This is a genomic window from Vibrio sp. 10N.239.312.C11 (genome assembly GCF_041466065.1).
Lineage (GTDB): Bacteria > Pseudomonadota > Gammaproteobacteria > Enterobacterales > Vibrionaceae > Vibrio > Vibrio tasmaniensis_A.
Genome location: NZ_JBFSRZ010000039.1, coordinates 15,135 through 32,848, shown reverse-complemented (window position 1 = coordinate 32,848; position 17,714 = coordinate 15,135). Strand labels below are relative to the sequence as shown.

Below are 17,714 nucleotides of genomic sequence, written 5' to 3'. Positions count from 1 at the left end.
TGCAAGTTTACATAAGTTCTCACAAGTTTTCACAAATTGATTTCCATCAATAAAGTAGGGTTATTATATGCTACCTTGCACGCAAAATAAGAAATGATTACTCATTCACCAATAACGATTAAGCCCTCAAAAGGAAATTATAATGAAAAAAACAGTATGTGGTATTGCGGTTGTTGCGGCTCTTATGTCAACTAGTGCTTTTGCTCATAAAGAAGGTGATTTCATCATCCGTGCTGGTGCCGCAATAGTGTCTCCTAACGATAGCAGTGGAGATGTTTTGGAGACATCGGGTTCAAAATTTGGTGTGGATTCAAACACCCAACTTGGATTGACATTTGGCTACATGTTTACAGACAACATCAGTCTCGAGATTCTTGCAGCGACGCCGTTCTCCCATACAATTTCTACAAACCATGGTGGTTTAGGTGATATCGCCGAGACAAAACATTTACCACCAACGTTGATGGTTCAGTACTACTTCGGCGAAGCAAACAGCAAGTTCCGTCCTTACGTAGGTGCTGGTATTAACTACACCGTATTCTTTGACGAAGAGCTTAATGGTGCAGCTAAAGATGCTGGTTTAAGTGACTTGTCTCTTGATGATTCGTGGGGACTGGCTGCGAATGTTGGCATGGATTACATGATCAACGACGACTGGTTTTTAAACGCATCCGTCTGGTACGCAGACATCGATACTACAGCCAAGTACAAGGCTGGTGGGAAACAGTACTCAACAGACGTTGATATTGATCCATGGGTATTCATGATCGGTGGTGGTTACAACTTCTAATCAACATCTTTAGTTTGTTAAAAGCGCTCAAGCTCCAGCCAGCTTGGGCGCTTTTTTATTGATAAGTGATCAATTTAACACTTGCTTCACAATTGCATAGTATTTAATTGCACAATATTCGATCGCATGTAATGTTTGAACGGCTCAAAAAACGAACAGAAAATAAAGCCTGTAGTTAGGTGTATATCTAATTACGGTTAATAATCAAGGAGATGATTGTGCTTAAACGTAACTTATTAGTAGCTTTACTCGCGATTCTGCCTACGATGGCAAGTGCAGAAAACTATTCAATCGGTACAGGCGGTCAAAGTGGTATCTATTACCCATTTGGTGGCGCATTAGCTAAAGTCTGGTCTGAAAACGTACCGGATGTGAATGCAAAAGCAGAAGTGACAGCAGCGTCAGTCGAGAACACCATCAAGGTTGTACGTGGCGATATGATCGCCGGGATTGCAATGGGTAACGTGGTTCTGGATGCCTACAATGGCGAAGGTAAATTTCCTAAGAAAATGCCAGTGAAAACGCTGTTTGCTCTATATCCAAATCTAGTTCATACCATCACTCTTAAAAACTCTGGTATTGATTCATTATCGCAACTCAAAGGTAAACGTGTTTCCCTTGGGGCCCCTGCTAGTGGTACGGCAGTAACATCTTCAGCACTACTTGAGTCGATGGGTATTGATGTGAAAAAAGATATTGATGCGGTTTACCTTAATTACTCAGAAACCACTAATGCTTTGGCGAATGGTCAAATCGATGTGGGTTTCATTGTTGGTGGTCAAGGTGTTGGCGCGGTAACACAGATTGCGTTAACTCACGACGTTAAGGTGATTTCTATCTCTGAAGAAGAGAGTGCTAACTTCATGAGACAATATCCAGCCTACAGTGCTTACGACATTCCAGCAGGTGTTTACAATAAGGTTGATCCAGTATCGACACTTAGTGTGTGGAACGTATTGGTGGTTAATGCCAACATGAGTGATGACATGGCTTACAATCTGACTAAAGCCGCTTTTGAGAACATCGGTGATATTCGTAAAGTCGTGAAAATGGCTGAAATGACCACACCAGAGAATGCTTCTCGACTGCAAGGCGTACCGATTCATGCTGGTGCTCAGAAGTACCTAGATTCGGTAAGCAAGTAACATCTCTACCTCAGGGCAAGTGAAATCTCACTTGCCCTTTTTATCAATTCGTTCTTATCCAGCAGGCATTAATATGGATATTACCCCTGATAATCAAAATGCGTCACCCCAACTATTACCCTATGAAAAACTCGTGAAAACAATGGGCTATTTGACTTTAGTTGTTGCAGTAGCACTGTCGGCTTTTCAGATATGGCAAGGCGTGAGTTCAACGATCTCGGCAACCTATTTTAGACCCATCCACTTGTGTTGGGTATTGGTATTGATCTTCCTTCACTTTCCATTGATCTCTAACCGAAAGAACAAGCTCTTTATTGTGGGCAAGCTGATCGATGTGATCTTGTGTGCCGTGGTGGTGTTTGCTGGCTACCGTTTATGGATATTCGATTATAACGACATCAATCATCTGTTTTATGGCCTTCAATTTGCTGACATGTTTGCTGGTAGTGCTTTGTTGGTACTGCTGCTAGAAGGATGCCGACGTACTGTTGGTTGGGTGATGGTGTTAATCGCAGTGTTGTTCCTTGCGTATAGCGCGTTCGGTGACATGCTGCCAAGTGGTTTTTCTATTAAGGCTTACACGCTACAAGAGCTGATTCAGTTCCAGATTTACTCCGCTAATGGTGTATTTGGTTCTGCGTTAGGGATCGCCGCGACAACGGTATTCATCTTTGTGTTGTTTGGTGCATTTCTAGAGGTGACCGGAGCCGGTAAATTCTTTATTGATCTCGCATTCTCAATCGCCGGTAAATACCGTGGCGGCCCTGCGAAAGCCGCGGTATTGGCATCGGCAGGTTTGGGTTCTATTTCTGGTTCTGCGATAGCGAATACGGTGACCACAGGCTCAATTACGATCCCTATGATGAAGAAGCTCGGTTATAAACCAGAGCAAGCCGCAGGTATTGAAGCTGCCGCCTCTACGGGTGGGCAAATTATGCCACCAATTATGGGGGCTGGTGCGTTCGTGATGGCGCAGTTTACTGGTGTGCCTTACAGCGAAATCATGATCGCATCGATTGCTCCTGCTATTTTATACTTTTTCTGTACTTTGCTTTACGTTCATCTAATGGCGTGCAAGTTGAACCTCAAAGCTGTAAGCAGAACAGAAGCCGTGATTTCGGTGATGAAAGATGGCGCTCACCACCTGATTCCGTTGATCTTGATAACGGCACTCTTAATGATGGCTTACTCACCGTTGCTAGTTGGTGTTGCGGGTTGCAGTGCAATTCTACTAACCGCGGCGCTGCGTAAACACAGTCGAATCGGATTGAAGAAATTCATTGAAGGGATGAAAAATGGTGCACTGATGGCGTTGCCGATTTCTGCAGCGTGTGGTGCGGCGGGCATTATTGTTGGTGTGGTAGGGCAAACAGGAATCGGTTTGCAGTTTACTCAGTTTGTGATGGACTTCTCTGGTGGCTACATGCTTATTGCATTGGGCTTAATCAGTTTAGTGGCTTTAATTTTGGGTATGGGCTTACCTGTAACAGCGGCGTATATTGTGTTGGCGGTTATGGCTGTACCAATGCTAAGCGATTTTGGCTTACCATTGTTAACTGCTCACCTTATCGTATTTTGGCTGTCTCAAACCTCGAACGTAACGCCACCTATAGCCTTGGCTGCTTTTGCTGGGGCTGGTGTAGCGAATGCTAACCCAATGAAATCTTCGGTAGAAGCGTTCAAGTTGGCGGGTGGTCTGTTCATCATCCCAATTATGATGGCATACACAAGCCTTGTGAATCCTGACGACGGAATGCCAGCGTTGCTTTTGTCAATCGTCCAGACGCTGACTATTATTGTCGCGATAGCGATCGCAATTGAAGGGTATTTGATTCGTTCACTGAGCATGGTTGAGCGCTTAGCAGCATTACTTGCCATTCCACTATTGTTACTCAATCCATTCGGGCTAGGACCTTTGGGGATTGTAATTATTGTCGCACTGATTGTGATTCAATGGCGTGGTCGAGAGGTCGCAAAACAAACCTAGTGTTTATCGAGTTCGGACAAAAGAAAAAAGGGACCTTTACTATGTATAGTAAAAGTCCCTTTCTCTATACGTCAATTAAACAAAGACGTTACGTAAGTTAATCACTGAAACTTACGGTTGTTGCTTAGTTGGTGCTAGAGCAATCTCACGGATACATACATTCTGTGGTTGTTGGTAAGCGTACGATACCGCGCGAGCAATATCGTCAGCAGCCAGTACGCCGCCCATGTCTTCTTTCCAAGAATCGTAACCGTCTTTGATTTCTTGAGATGTAGTGTGAGACAGAAGTTCAGTCTCTACAGCACCCGGTGCGATAGTGGTAACACGAACATTTGAAGCAGCAACTTCTTCACGAACGTTCTCAGAAATAGCGTGTACCGCGAATTTAGTACCACAGTAAGCAGCGTGGCTTGGGAATGTTTTCTTACCCGCGATTGAGCTGATGTTGATGATAGTACCTGTATTGCGTTCCATCATAGGAGCAAGTACAGATTGCATGCCGTTTAGAAGGCCAATCACGTTCACGTCGAACATTGTCTTCCACTCTTGAGCGTCTTGAGTATCGATTTGACCAAGAAGCATTGCACCAGCGTTGTTGATAAGCGCGTCTACAGGGCCAAATTTCGCTTCACCTTGTGCGATTGCTGCATCAAAAGACGCTTTGTCTGTTACGTCTACTTTTACTGACAGTGAGTTTGGTAGGTTCAGCGCTTCAAGGCGGTCAACACGACGAGCTAAAAGTAGCAGAGGGTGACCTTCATCGCTTAGACGACGAGCGATTGCTTCACCAATACCAGAGCTTGCACCTGTAATTACGATTAGTTTTTTCATTTCATTTCCTCTGTACTTTAATTGCGTCGGTTGGCTACGACGTGTTGTTTAAGTGCATTCGAATCAAGTGCTTGTTGCCTTGCTTCGTTGCGATGGAAGTATATTAAGGAAAATAGCATTGTTGATATATAGCGCTTTACTTGAAACACTGTTGCTATGGTGCAACAATAAAAGCGTCTATCTCATAACTTCATTAGTAAGCTGTCGACTATGCTCAATCAAATTAACCTGTCTGATATTCGCTCCTTCGTGCTGATCGCTCGTTTAGGTAATTTCACCAAAGCGGCGGAGGAGTTGGATGTGTCTCGTTCCCACGTATCACGCCAAGTGAGTAGCCTAGAAAAGCAGATGGGTGTGACACTGTTTATCCGCACCACTCGAACCTTGAGGCTGACTCACGCAGGGCAAGATCTGTACGCGAGATGTGAACAAGCCTTAGATAATATAGACCAAGCTCTGATTGCTGCTGTCGACGATGTCGAAGAGGTGCGCGGCGACATAAAAGTAAACTGTGTCGGAGGTTATCTTGGTGAGGTGATCATCGCGGATCTGGTCAATGAGTTTATGCAGCTTTACCCAGACATCAGCATCAGTCTTGATTTCAGTAGTAACCGAGTCGACTTGATTGAAGATGCGTTTGATATCGCTTTTCGTATGGGGAGTCTTGAAGATGCGGGCTTTATCGCTAGAAAGCTATTGGATATTGAAATGGGAACACTCGCGAGCCCAGAATATTTTGCTCGCAAAGGAAAGCCAAACCATCCTAAAGATCTCATCCACCATGATTGCTTAACGGGCTCGGTGCGTAAGTGGAGCTTTCAAGCTTTGGATGACACTAAGAAAACGGTCGATGTGCATGTCACGGGCAGACTTCAATGTAAGAATGGCCGAGTGTTGGTGCAGGGCGCTAAGTCGGGAAATGGGATTATTCGTGTTCCAACCATCTATTGCTTGCAAGAGATCAATGATGGGCAATTGGAGCAGGTGTTTGATGAATGGGTAGTGCCTAAGGTCGACTTTTCAGCGATCTACCATCGAGACCGCTATCAACCGAGCCGAATTCGAACCTTCATTGATTTTGTGAAAGGCCGTTTTGAGCAAATGCCAGTCAGCTAAGTGCTGCTTGTTGCCTTCCTTTTTCTGTCTGCTGTTTTTTGGCAATAGTTGGACTGGCTTGAACTTACATCTCGTCGATTTCGTTTTGTAGGTTTTCCAACTGCTCTAGAATCAACAAGAACTTCTCGCCGAACGGCGTCACTTGGTATTCAACTCTTGGTGGCAGTTCGTTGAACATCTGCTTATCTAAAATCCCAAACTCCACATTTCGCTTCAAGCATTCATTCAATACCTTGGTCGATAACCCTTCGACCGAGCGCACCATTTCACCAGGGCGATTAATGCCATTTGCCAGTAATTGGTAAACCGTTAGCGACCATTTACAGCCGTAGATGGTTTCTACCATGCGAGCTGAGCGCTCTGGTGCTGATTTTCTTGAAAAAAAGTTTTCCTGATTTTTCATAAAGATGTACCAATAAGTACCTACCTAACCGATTTGTACTTACTATTCATAGTGTTAGTTCAAAGCCTAAGATTACCACGTTCACATGACTTAGGAGATAACAAAATGAACTTCACTAAAAATGGTATTGCAGTAGTAATCGGTGGCACAAGTGGTATGGGCTTTGAAACAGCTAAGCAGTTAGTCGCTCAAAACATCCATGTGTTGGTGGTCGGCAATAACCCAACTAAGTTAGATAAAGCGGTGTCAGAGCTGCAATCGCTCGGTCACGCTTCAGGCTGGCAAGCTAATCTTTATGATGATGCAAGTGTGTCTCGTCTTATTGTGCATTTAGAGTCGCTCGAAGAAGGTATTGGTTACCTTGTTAATGCTGCAGGTTACTTCAATCCTAAAGCGTTTATTGAGCATCAAGAATCTGATTACGAGCAGTACATGCAGCTGAATAAAGCAACTTTCTTCATCACTCAAGCGATAAGCAAGTTGATGATCAAGAGCGGCGGCGGTAGTGTGGTTAACGTTGGCTCTATGTGGGCGAAACAGGCAATCAAAGCGACGCCATCTTCTGCCTATTCAATGGCTAAAGCAGGCCTGCACGCATTAACACAACACATGGCAATGGAACTGGCTGAGCATAACATTCGTGTGAATGCAGTGTCTCCGGCTGTGGTTAAAACACCGATTTACGAATCTTTTATTAAACCTGAAGAAGTGGATCAAGCGCTAGAAGGTTTCAACGCGTTCCACCCGATTGGTCGAGTAGGTTTGCCGAAAGACATCGCCAATAGCATCTCTTTCTTACTGTCAGACAGTGCTGACTGGGTAACGGGCGCAATCTGGGATGTTGATGGCGGTGTGATCGCTGGCCGCAATTAATTAGGCTTCTTTTCAGGAGGCTGTCGCGTAGGCAAATAGCAGCGAGATGGCCTCCTTGATCAGTATTCGCGTAGAATAGAAACGAGAAAGACAACAATAATAATTAAAACGATAACAAGAGTAAGGTCGCCATTATGTTCAATATGGACTTTTCAAAGAGACTGGTTATAGAAACCGAGACATTAGATTGGATCGCGAGCCCTGCCAAAGGGGTATGGCGTAAGCCGCTTGAAAGAGAAGAGAAAGAATCAGGTCACACGACCAGTGTTGTGAAGTACGAACCGGAATCTTCGTTTTCTGAGCACCCGCATCCGCAAGGCGAAGAAACCTTCGTGTTAGACGGTGTTTTCTCTGATGAAACTGGAGATTTCCCTGCAGGCACTTATATCCGTAATCCTCCGGGCAGTGCACATTCTCCATCAAGCAAAGATGGCTGCACGATCTTGGTGAAGCTCAACCAGTTTGATGCGAGAGACTTAACTCAAGTTCGTATCAATACTCTAGAAACTGAATGGCTTCCGGGCATCGGTGGCTTACAAGTCATGCCGCTGCATGGTTTTGAGCACGAAAATGTGGCCTTGGTGAAATGGCCGGTTGGTGAGCGCTTTCAGCCACACCGTCATTTTGGTGGTGAAGAGATCTTTGTGTTGTCAGGCACTTTTAAAGATGAACATGGCGTGTATCCAAAACACACTTGGATGCGTAGCCCTCATATGAGCGAGCATTTCCCTTATGTGGAAGAAGAGACGGTTATCCTAGTGAAAACGGGTCACTTGCCATTGGATTAAAGGAATGCTCAATATAAAGATGAGAAAGCCGCATTGTTTTGAACAAGCGGCTTTTTTAGTTTTTATATATGAACTGGCTAGTAAGCGACACCAATACGTTGACGTGGGAACTTACCAGCTTCGAGCTCATCAATCATCGCAATCGCGTAGTCGCTGACTGATATCTTGCTGTTGCCATCTTCGTCGGTGAGCAGTTGATCACCACCTGTGCGGTAGGTCGACAGTTTCTCGCCCGGGAAGATTTCTGCCGCTGGGCTAATGAACGTCCAGTTAACCTCGCTGTTCGATTGCTTGAACACTTCAAGAGCTTCACCTTGTGCCAAGGCTTCGTTTTTATGTTCTGCTGGAAAGTCCGGAACGGTCACTAACGGTACGTTTGGCGCCACTTCTAATGAACCTGCACCGCCAACCCAAAGCAGGCGCTCGATACCAATGCTTGGCAGTGTCTCAAGCAGCTTAGTCGCTGTGCTTTTTACGATGTCGTGATTACCCAAAGCACGTCCGCCAATCGAAGTGATTACTGCATCAACGCCGGATAGTGCGGTTGCAAGGCTTGCTGCTTCATCTTGTAAATCAAATGAACGAACCTCAACATTGTTCATTTCTACACGGCTTGCGTCTCTTACGACTGCAACCACGTCGTGACCACGAGATTGAGCTTCTTGAGCAATGTGACTACCAATCCAACCAGATGCGCCTAATACTGCAATTTTCATAATGTCTCTCCAATTATCTAATTTATTGAGTCTGTTTCTCGACAGCCATTGCAGTCTAATAGCTCACTAGGTTACGATAAATATCGTAAAATGATGTAGATTGTATCTATACAGTTATCTAATAGGCTTGGTTAAGTCGGCAAGGGAGAGTGTGATGGACAGGTTGACGGCGATGCGTAGCTTTGTTGAAGTCGCAAATTGCGCCAGTTTTACTCAAGCAGCAGAGCATTTGGACATGAGCCGTTTACAGGTTTCACGTCATGTTCAAGAGATCGAAGGGTGGTTAAAGCAGAGGTTATTGCACAGAACTACTCGAAAGGTCAGTTTGACCGCGGCAGGAGAGATTGCGCTACAACGTTGCGAAAAAATACTCCATGAAACGGCGGAGCTAGAAGTCACGGCACTTAATCAAACCGACGATCTTTCAGGGGTAATTCGAATTGCAGCGCCGATTGGTTTAACTCAAAACATGCTGTTGGATGTGGTTGAGCAATTCACAGAGCGTCACCCTAATATCACGGTCGAGTTGTTTGCTTCAGACCGTTTTGCGCAGCTGGTGGATGAGAGAATAGATATTGCCCTTCGCTATACTGACCAACCTGACGATAGTTTGATTGCTCGAAAGCTCATGGAAATTGATTCAGTGGTGTGTGCCTCTCAAGTCTACCTAGACAAGCACGGAGAACCTGAAACGGTCGAAGCACTTCGACAGCATAATTGCTTTCGCCATTTGAGTGTTTCTAAGTGGGATTTCGTTAAGGATAACCAGCATTATTCGGTTGAGGTATCTGGCACTATCAAGGCTAACGATGTTGGGGTATTAACTCGCGCCGCACAGCATGGAAAAGGGATTGTTCGCTTACCTTGTGATTTAGCCAATCCGTTGATTGCAGAAGGGAAATTGAAACGAATATTGGATGACTTTGTTTCACCCAGCAGTGTGCTTTGGGCGGTGTATCTGTCTCGCAGTTATCAGCTGCCTGTTGTTCGTCAGTTCATTGATTTTGCAGCAGAAGTTTGGTCTAGCGATATTAAGTCTGGTGATGTTTGAGGTTATATATCTTAAGTACACAAGTACACAAGTACACAAGTACACAAGGCATAAACACATAAATACAAAAATCCGATATCAAAGGTGATATCGGATTTGAACTCAATCATTCAGAGTTCCACACGCTCTCCTCTCACGAAGTCTTTACACGTATCTGTGTACCGATAATCGGGTGTTTATCGCCTTATCGTTGATGTCAGGTAAAGGCTGATACAAGTTTCTAGTAATGTCGGATAATACTTGGTCGTAAACTTGCGATACGACGCTAGAAATATCACTGGTTAATTCGTATAAGCTATCTGTAGGTTGGGTTAATTCGTTGCTCGATGCGATTTCTGCGAGTGCATGCATCGCTCGAGTGCAAACTGGTGATCCACTGCTAATAGGGCAGATAATTGATAATTGGTTGAGTTTACGGTGAGTCTGAGATGCATAGAATTTGAATCTCGCATACTCCTCAGGTATTCCCGTATTCGACTTTTCTATCCCAGGGATGGCCAATCTCAACTTGGTAAGGATCTCCATACAATCTAAGATCTGTTGCCAGTTCATGTGGTACTCACGGCTCATGTCTTCTCGTTCTGATTGAATCAGCCAGATGATCATCACTTCATCCATCAAGAACATGCTGTGACGAATCGTTTTTCCATGAATCGATTGATTACGTACTAAGCTACGGTTTTGCCAGTCATTGTGCATAGCGATGAGTTTGAGATGATAAATGCGATACATCGGACGGCTGTCAAACGACACATGAGATTGAAGCAGTTCAGATACCTCAAGTATGTTGTCGTAAATCTGATTCACTTTTCGAATTGAGTCGCTCGTCAATTGATACGCCAGAGCATAATGCGTTGCCGCGCGATGTTTTCGTGATAGCAACAATAACTGTCTGAGTAGAACTAAGGTTTCAAACCGGTGTGATAGCGCTGTTTGTCTCTTCTTTGAGAAATGAAACAGCGCTGCAAGTACTAATAGGGATAAACCCACTGAAATAACGACCAACATATTCAACTCCTAATATCTGAATACCTACTTAGTGGTAGTTCACGATTTGTGCCAAAATTGATAAGCATTATATTTCAACGACTTATATTTTAAGCCCGCTTGTGGATGACCAATACTGGTGCATCACCTCACCATTCGAGTGAGTGCGATAGAAGAGGTTATAGGTTTTTATAGTTTCTAGACTTTGCTATGGCTGAAGCACAAATAGCTACAATCTGGCTAACCTCTTATGCAAGGTTAGTCAGATTGGGTTACACAGAGATGTACATTCAGTGAGTATATAGTGAAGGTATGACTAAAGATTTACGGCGAATGTACCACTGAGAAGACAGATAACCGCGAAGCTCGTTTAGGTCGATAGCCCAATAAGTCGATCGTTCCAGAAATCAATAGCGCGATAAGTCGATCACTTTATGACACAGCTTACTCAAAGCCAGTTGATCATGGCTGATCAAAATTAGGCCGCAGTTAGCTTCTTTCGATACTTCAACTATTAACCTTAGCGTTTGTGCTGCAGTGATGGGGTCTAATCGTGATGAGGGTTCATCTGCAATTAACAGTTTTGGGCTCATCAGTAGCGCTCGTAAAATGGCGAACCTCTGTAATTCTCCTCCGGATACTTGGCTTGAAGGACGCTCAAGCAATGCAGAATCAAGGCTCAATCTATCTAGAAGTACGGGTATCTTGGAGCGATTTAGCTTGTGAAGCGCACACAAGTCATCAAGCAACGTTTTTAGTGTTGTGTGAGGGGAGTGCGCACTGGGTGGATCTTGGTAAAGCTTAAGGCGTTGTCCTTTTTCGATTTTTTGAACCCAGTCGATATTGCCGGAAAAGTCGTGATGCAACCCTAGTAAAGTATCGGCGAGAGAAGATTTTCCGCATCCGCTGTCACCATAAACTCCCAGTATTTCACCGTGTGATAATGAGAACGTCAGATCTGAAAAGAGTGTTCTTTGATCGCGGTAAATAGCTAAACCTTCAACTTCAAGAAGTAGCTTCTGCCCGCTTTGTATACCAACCTCTGAGGGAGCAGCGTGACTATTTGATTCATTTGAAGGTTGCGAGGAAGCTGGCTGCTCAAGAGACCAATACTCAGGTTGCGCTTGTATTAGCGCTTTTGTGTAGGCCGCTTGTGGCTGATCTAAAATGGCTTTAGCGTCTCCCCTTTCAACAATTGCCCCTTCTTTCATGACAATGATGTCACCACCTAACATTTTAGCCAGTTTAATGTCGTGAGTGATGGTGAGCAGGCCACCGGGTTTGCCATTTTCAAGTTGTTGGCAGTGAGAAAGGAGAAGTTGCCCAACGTGATCACGTCGGCTTTCGTCTAAGCCTTTTGTGGGTTCATCGGCAATTAACAGTTTGCCTCCAGCTTGTGTCGCACATAAGTACGCAGCACGTTGCGCCATTCCGCCCGAGAGTTCAAATGGGTGTTTATCTCCATCTTTGCCCAGATCCATTTGTTGAAGTGCATGATGGGTGAGTGTGTCACTCTGGGAGCGATCTTCGTTTAAAACCAGCTTATGAACTTCGCTTATCTGCGATCCTATAGTCCGAAGCGGGTTGAGTGCTAACCAAGGTTCTTGAGGTAGCAAAGCGATTTCTTTACCCCAAAACCGTTCTCGGTTTAAAGGGTTAAGCTCATCAAACAAAGTAATGTCGCCCTCTGGTTTTAAGGCATCGGGCAACGTGCCCGCGACGGCTGCAGCGATTAGGCTTTTCCCCGCGCCTGTTTCGCCCAAGATGGTGAGCGGACGCTGAGGATATAAATCTAAACTTAAGCTCTGGACTAAGGTTTGAGTATCAGTTTGAATCGACAGGTTTTCAATTTTTAACATTGCGTTCATGCTGCTACTCCGTTATCCGCTTGTTTGCCTAGTTGGGGTTTTTCTTGTTTAGCTCCCGGTTCATTATGCGTATGGCTTTTTGAGGATTGCGTGTGACGTTTTCCTTGAGCTAATAAATGAAAGCTTAATACAAGAAGAAAAACGGTCAGTACCGGTTGAATCAAAACCCAAGGGGCTTGGTGGTAGTAACGGAATAGTTCAACCATCATTAAGCCGAGCTCAGCTTCTGGCGGCTTGAGCCCAACATGTAGAAAGCCTAAAGACGCGAGTGCCAGTATTGAATTACCCGTACCAAAACAGAACAAGGTGAATAAATCATTTCGGCAATCTGGCCACAAGTGACGCTTGAATATATACCAGTGGTTGAACCCATAAAGCCGAGAGGCTTCTACTGCAGGTGACTGAATGAGTGACAACGTTCGGTTGCGTGACACGCGGAAAAAATCCACCCACAGCATGAGCGATATGGCGATATATAGAATGAGGAATGATCCCGGAACCATAGCCGCAAAAAGTAAAACAAGAATTAAGCCAGGCATGGCGAGTATCATATTCACGTTGAATGAAAAGATTTTATCCCACCATCCTTGTTTCCAGCCGGCTATTACTCCCATTGACGTCCCTAACAACGCTGCGGTGGTAATACTGATTAATGCCATGGAAAGTGAGGTGGTAATGGCGTGGCTTAATCTCGCTAAATTACTGCGTCCAAAATGGTCTCTGCCTAAAGGTTCTTCGACAGAAGGCGTTGTGAATGCAAGGTCTAAATTTTGCTTGGCAATATCACCTTGATAGACAGTCCGTTCTAGCATGACTAGGCATAATAAAGCGGCTAAGATAATCAGACCTAACCATTGCGGTTTTGTTAAATTCATACGATCTTAACCTTCTTTTTTTCGGGTTCTGCTTGTTGTTTATTAGGTGCAAATTTTGAAAATAAAGCAGAGGGTTTATTCGCGCGTTGCCTTGGATCCAATTGGTAGTTAACAAGATCGACTAAGGTATTGATGACCACAAATAGAAGCCCCATCAGCAATGCTGCCCCTTGAATCATTGGAATATCTCTACGGAAAATCGCATGCGCCAATGCATGCCCAATACCTGGCCAGGAGAACAATGACTCGATCATAATGATCCCTTCAATTAACCCGGTTGCTTGAACACCAACAAAAGTAATAACAGGTAAAGCGATGTGTTTATGAGCGTGATGCTGGAAAGCTTGCGCCTCACTGAGCCCTTTTAAACGAGCGAATAAAAAGTGCGGTGCTGTGATGGCATCGTGAGTGGCGTTTCTTATAAGACGACTAGACATTGCAGCCAGCGATAGTGCCAAGGCGAGGGCGGGCAAAATGATAAACTCGACTCGACCAAAGCCTGCCACAGGAAGCCAATTCAGCTGTAACGCAAATATAATCACCAAGGCCAAACCTATTAAAAATACAGGCTGAGCTCTTAAGATGATGGAACCTAATAGCGAGAAATGGTCTGCAAAAGAGTCGGTCCGTTTTCCACAATAAATACCGATTGGGATGGCAATGAGAAGAGAAATGACGGTCGCGACGACTGCCAATAAAATGGAATGCCCGAGCTGGTGGCTGATTTCATCAATGACGGGGGTGCCACTAATCAATGATGTTCCCAAATCAAAATGGAGAAGATCCCATAGCCATTCGAGGTATAGCTGCAAGCCCGAACGATCAAGCCCTAGCTCTTGATAAACCGCTTGTGCCGCATCCGCATCTACATAATCATACCCATAGCGACCCGCTGCAATTCGAAAAGCAAAGTCGCCGGGTAACAAGCGCATTAAAATGAAAGTGAGTGTTCCGATACTCCAAGCCACAAAGCCGGCTTGGAGTACTCTTCGGATTAAGATATTAATCATTAATCGTCATCTCTGAGATGCGATAGTTGATTTCAAATGGGTCAAATGAGAAGTGGTTAACACGTTCATTCACCGCGACTAATTGAGTGTAGAAAGTCACAGGAATCAGCGGCATTTCTTCCGCTAATATGGATGAAGCCTCTTGAGTCATTAGATTATATTGTTCTTGGTTTGGTTCAACCGATAGACGTTGAAGTAAGCTGCTGAACTCATCAGAAGACCAGTTCATTGGTCCCCAGTCACTGCCTTTATGGCTAGCAAAGTCGCGCATTAGTAAGGCTAGGGGATCCGCCGTAGTGCCAAAATTACGCGCCACGAGCGCCATTTCTAATGTGCCGTCTTTGTGCTTTGATGGAATTGCACTTGAGTTATCGATAGAAACATTCACTTGAATACCGACTTCTTTAAGCTGAGCTTGAATCGCGGTTGCTACGATAGGCAGCTCTGGTCTATCTGAGTAGGTAGTTAAAGTAATATCGAATGTTTTGCCTTCTCGCGAAAGGAGACCTTCCTCATTTTCCTGCCAACCTTGCCCTGCGAGTAATGTTTTCGCTTGGTCGATATTACGCTGAGTTTGCTCAAGGTTATTGATGTGCCATGCGCCAAGAGAAGGGGCAAACAGTTGATAGGCTTCAGAGCCTGGAACGCGGACGATTTGTTTTGAAATCCCCGTTCGGTCCAAAGCTAAACTGATAGCTTGACGCACATCTGAATGATTCAAAAGTGGGTGTTCATTATTCAACTTAATTAGGATCGTTCTTGGGATTGACTCCATCACTAATTCAACATTTTTTGCTGACTCAAGCAGGTCGATACTGGCTGGATCGAGTGTGTAAACCAGATCGGCTTGACCGGTTTGTGCTAACAAAGCACGGCTTTCAGAGCGATGACCTGCAAGGTAGTGAACATGTTCAATCGAGGCTTTTGTGCCCCAGTAGTCCGCATTTTTGACAACATGCGCTTTATGAGGAGCTTGTAATTCTTGGATTTTATAAGGACCTGTACCACTCAGCTGTGCCACATTTCCTTGTTGATCAAACGAACTTGGTGCTGCAATCGCTGCTGTGTAATGCGCTAACACGGCCAGCAATGGTCGATAAGGTTGAGATAGTTCTATCACTAGAAGGTTGTCTGAAGCTGATACCTCTTTGATAGGTACACGCTTTAATACGCCAGGTTTTTTTAAAGCGTGAGAAAGAGAAGTTTGAACAGCTTGCACGGTAAGCGGTGAACCATCGTGGAAAACAACGTCTGGGCGCAATGTGAATTCCCAGCGTAGATTGTTTGCGCTAGTTGTCCATTCTTTCGCTAATAAAGGGGTGACGTTGCCTGACTTATCGATAGCAGTAAGTGCTTCAACGACTTGTAACCGTGTAAATAAATAGCCGTTTTTAGATAAATCTTGGTCGGTAAATTCAAAGGGGCCAGAAATGTTTAGCGTTGTTGGTTGTGTTTCTTTTGATGGTAAAAATATCCATATGAGTAGTGCACTGATGGAAAGTAGCGCCAGTGCGGCAAGCTTTTTCATGCTTTTGTCCTAGTTATGAGTAATTATTTGCGATGTTATAACATAACAATTGCGTATTGTTAATGATAATAGTTGCTAATTGGCTCGGTTTTTTATCGGACGTGAGTATGAAAAAAGCCCCACTGAAATCAGTGAGGCTCTAATTTTTGTATGCGGTTCTGATTCTAACAGGGTTTATTGGACGGTATCAGTCAGCTGTAAAAGCTGTTTGAGTGACAGTCACTATGCCCTGTTTAAAATAAGCTTGGCTCCATTGGTGAGCCTAGATCTGTTTAGGTCAATGCGTTTGAGTTAATATCGGGATACTAAGCACTAAGCACTAAGCACTAAGCACTAAGCATTAAATATTAAACATTAAGCCAGTTTTAGGTCGAACTCAGTGCGGTACATCACCATATCTTCAATGGTCAGTACAGGCATGTTGTGCATTTTACCGAAAGCAACGATCTCTGGCGCTTTTGCCATCGTGCCGTCTGGGTTGGTAACTTCACACAGTACACCTGCCGATTGAAGACCTGCCATTTGCATTAGATCCACAGTACCTTCTGTGTGACCGCGGCGAGCCAGTACACCACCTTTACGCGCACGTAATGGGAATACGTGGCCAGGGCGAGCTAGGTCAGTAGGTTTAGCCGTTGGGTTTGCAGCTGTCTTGATCGTTGTTACACGGTCAGCGGCAGAAACACCTGTTGTTACGCCGACTTTTGCTTCGATAGTAACGGTAAACGCAGTTTGGTTTGCGCTGTTGTTATCAACAACCATAGGTGGAAGTTCGAGTTGGTTTGCTTGCTCGTCTGTTAAGCATAAGCACACAATACCGCTGCATTCTCGGATCATAAGCGCCATTTGAGCATTCGTTAGGTGTTCTACTGAGTAGATGATGTCGCCTTCGTTCTCACGATCTTCATCGTCAAGTAGAAGCACGCCACGACCTTCGCGCAGAGCTTGCAGTGCGTTTTCAACGCGAGTGATTGGTTCGCCAAATTCGGCAAGTAGTGAAGACTGATTCATGGTTAAACTCCTAAAATATCACCAGAATCAGGGCTGTATGAGGGATCTCAACCGAGCACAACAAAGCAGACTCATTACAAGTCGACTTGTACCAATCGTAGTAAACAACTGGTCATTCTAGCTGGTTAAAACCCTTGATAACGGCGTTAAAATTCTTGACTGTAGAATAACTACTTATCGAAAAATTTTGCCTTGTTCTCAAGCGTTTTTCCTGCGCTATCTCTGATCATTTATTTACTGTGATTGGTATTAGCTCATTATGGTTTTATCCAAAACGAAATGCACCCGTCTAAGTTGGAGGCATGAACCTAATAAATAGGTACACCTTTCCAACTTAAACGAGTGTGTTTTCATTCTCTCTCATCCGGACTATGACCGTCGGCTCTGGCATCTCACCAGATCTGCTGACCTCGACGAATCGAGCGCTCGCGGGCTTATCTTTAGATTTTGCTAAGGACATACCGCCGGTGGGGAATTTCGCCCCGCCCTGAGAATAAAAATTAATAATCTATTTTGCTTTGAAAGCAGACCAGATGGTAATCCTTTCAATAGTGGATTTAAAGGACTGACAGCAAAGTTTTTCAGATTCCGGCCTTATAGTCGGGTAAGTGTTCACTTTATCAGCAGAACGTGTCCGGCAGTCTTTAGTGGGATAAGACCTTTGAATCAGCTGGTTTGAGTGGTCTTTGTTGCTCTATGAACATAAGTGGATGTCGAACATTGTTGATGCTGGCG

The 17,714-nt window shown here is 44.5% G+C and carries 16 protein-coding genes and 1 riboswitch; of the genes, 7 read left to right on the top strand and 9 right to left on the bottom strand.

All coding sequences use genetic code 11. The annotated features are described in order from the left end of the window. Window positions 1-142: 142 nt before the first annotated feature. The 3 genes from ompW (at window position 143) to AB6D07_RS16100 (ending at window position 3,922) form a co-directional block, all read left to right on the top strand. On the top strand, window positions 143-790 hold the full coding sequence (ompW, locus tag AB6D07_RS16110) for an outer membrane protein OmpW (protein WP_012601085.1): 648 nt from the start codon (window positions 143-145) through the stop codon (window positions 788-790). 212 nt (window positions 791-1,002) lie between these two features. After that, entirely contained in the window at window positions 1,003-1,935 is a 933-nt protein-coding gene (locus AB6D07_RS16105; protein ID WP_017103531.1) for a TAXI family TRAP transporter solute-binding subunit, read from the top strand. A gap of 73 nt (window positions 1,936-2,008) precedes the next feature. Continuing rightward, window positions 2,009-3,922, top strand: a complete 1,914-nt coding sequence (locus tag AB6D07_RS16100) for a TRAP transporter fused permease subunit (protein WP_017103532.1) — start codon at window positions 2,009-2,011, stop codon at window positions 3,920-3,922. Between the two features lie 111 nt (window positions 3,923-4,033). Here AB6D07_RS16100 and AB6D07_RS16095 read toward each other — a convergent pair whose 3' ends face one another. Then, window positions 4,034-4,753: an SDR family oxidoreductase gene (locus tag AB6D07_RS16095; protein WP_009846263.1), complete on the bottom strand. Its 720-nt coding sequence runs from the start codon at window positions 4,751-4,753 to the stop codon at window positions 4,034-4,036. Window positions 4,754-4,963: 210 nt separating this feature from the next. Between AB6D07_RS16095 and AB6D07_RS16090 the strand changes: the two genes are divergently transcribed. Continuing rightward, window positions 4,964-5,869, top strand: a complete 906-nt coding sequence (locus AB6D07_RS16090) for a LysR family transcriptional regulator (RefSeq protein WP_017103533.1) — start codon at window positions 4,964-4,966, stop codon at window positions 5,867-5,869. 64 nt (window positions 5,870-5,933) lie between these two features. On the opposite strand, the gene AB6D07_RS16085 is transcribed toward AB6D07_RS16090, so the two are convergent. Next, window positions 5,934-6,272, bottom strand: coding sequence for a helix-turn-helix domain-containing protein (locus tag AB6D07_RS16085; protein ID WP_017103534.1), 339 nt, complete (start codon window positions 6,270-6,272; stop codon window positions 5,934-5,936). 105 nt (window positions 6,273-6,377) lie between these two features. Between AB6D07_RS16085 and AB6D07_RS16080 the strand changes: the two genes are divergently transcribed. Together AB6D07_RS16080 and AB6D07_RS16075 are read left to right on the top strand one after the other, a co-directional pair. After that, window positions 6,378-7,145: an SDR family NAD(P)-dependent oxidoreductase gene (locus tag AB6D07_RS16080; protein ID WP_029223009.1), complete on the top strand. Its 768-nt coding sequence runs from the start codon at window positions 6,378-6,380 to the stop codon at window positions 7,143-7,145. A 134-nt stretch (window positions 7,146-7,279) separates the two neighbouring features. After that, window positions 7,280-7,933: a cupin domain-containing protein gene (locus AB6D07_RS16075; protein ID WP_017103536.1), complete on the top strand. Its 654-nt coding sequence runs from the start codon at window positions 7,280-7,282 to the stop codon at window positions 7,931-7,933. A 77-nt stretch (window positions 7,934-8,010) separates the two neighbouring features. Here AB6D07_RS16075 and AB6D07_RS16070 read toward each other — a convergent pair whose 3' ends face one another. Further along, complete coding sequence (locus AB6D07_RS16070) at window positions 8,011-8,649, bottom strand: NAD(P)-dependent oxidoreductase (RefSeq protein WP_017103537.1); 639 nt, start codon at window positions 8,647-8,649, stop codon at window positions 8,011-8,013. Between the two features lie 154 nt (window positions 8,650-8,803). On the opposite strand from AB6D07_RS16070, the gene AB6D07_RS16065 reads away from it, so the two are divergent. Further along, window positions 8,804-9,700 (top strand): LysR family transcriptional regulator, encoded by an 897-nt coding sequence (locus tag AB6D07_RS16065; protein WP_029223010.1) that lies wholly within the window; start codon window positions 8,804-8,806, stop codon window positions 9,698-9,700. A gap of 144 nt (window positions 9,701-9,844) precedes the next feature. On the opposite strand, the gene AB6D07_RS16060 is transcribed toward AB6D07_RS16065, so the two are convergent. The 6 genes from AB6D07_RS16060 to ribB form a co-directional block, all read right to left on the bottom strand. Beyond that, complete coding sequence (locus tag AB6D07_RS16060; protein ID WP_017103539.1) at window positions 9,845-10,708, bottom strand: hypothetical protein; 864 nt, start codon at window positions 10,706-10,708, stop codon at window positions 9,845-9,847. A 386-nt stretch (window positions 10,709-11,094) separates the two neighbouring features. After that, window positions 11,095-12,555: an ABC transporter ATP-binding protein gene (locus tag AB6D07_RS16055; protein ID WP_017103540.1), complete on the bottom strand. Its 1,461-nt coding sequence runs from the start codon at window positions 12,553-12,555 to the stop codon at window positions 11,095-11,097. Further along, window positions 12,552-13,430, bottom strand: coding sequence for an ABC transporter permease (locus AB6D07_RS16050; protein WP_017103541.1), 879 nt, complete (start codon window positions 13,428-13,430; stop codon window positions 12,552-12,554). The genes AB6D07_RS16055 and AB6D07_RS16050 overlap by 4 nt, the downstream gene beginning before the upstream one ends. After that, window positions 13,427-14,440 (bottom strand): ABC transporter permease, encoded by a 1,014-nt coding sequence (locus AB6D07_RS16045; protein WP_017103542.1) that lies wholly within the window; start codon window positions 14,438-14,440, stop codon window positions 13,427-13,429. Before AB6D07_RS16045 ends, AB6D07_RS16050 begins: the two co-directional genes overlap by 4 nt. Beyond that, on the bottom strand, window positions 14,433-15,968 hold the full coding sequence (locus AB6D07_RS16040) for an ABC transporter substrate-binding protein (protein ID WP_017103543.1): 1,536 nt from the start codon (window positions 15,966-15,968) through the stop codon (window positions 14,433-14,435). The genes AB6D07_RS16045 and AB6D07_RS16040 overlap by 8 nt, the downstream gene beginning before the upstream one ends. Window positions 15,969-16,322: 354 nt before the next feature. Then, window positions 16,323-16,979: a 3,4-dihydroxy-2-butanone-4-phosphate synthase gene (gene ribB, locus AB6D07_RS16035; protein ID WP_004733029.1), complete on the bottom strand. Its 657-nt coding sequence runs from the start codon at window positions 16,977-16,979 to the stop codon at window positions 16,323-16,325. 348 nt (window positions 16,980-17,327) lie between these two features. After that, window positions 17,328-17,478: riboswitch (FMN riboswitch) on the bottom strand. Between the last annotated feature and the right edge of the window lie 236 nt (window positions 17,479-17,714).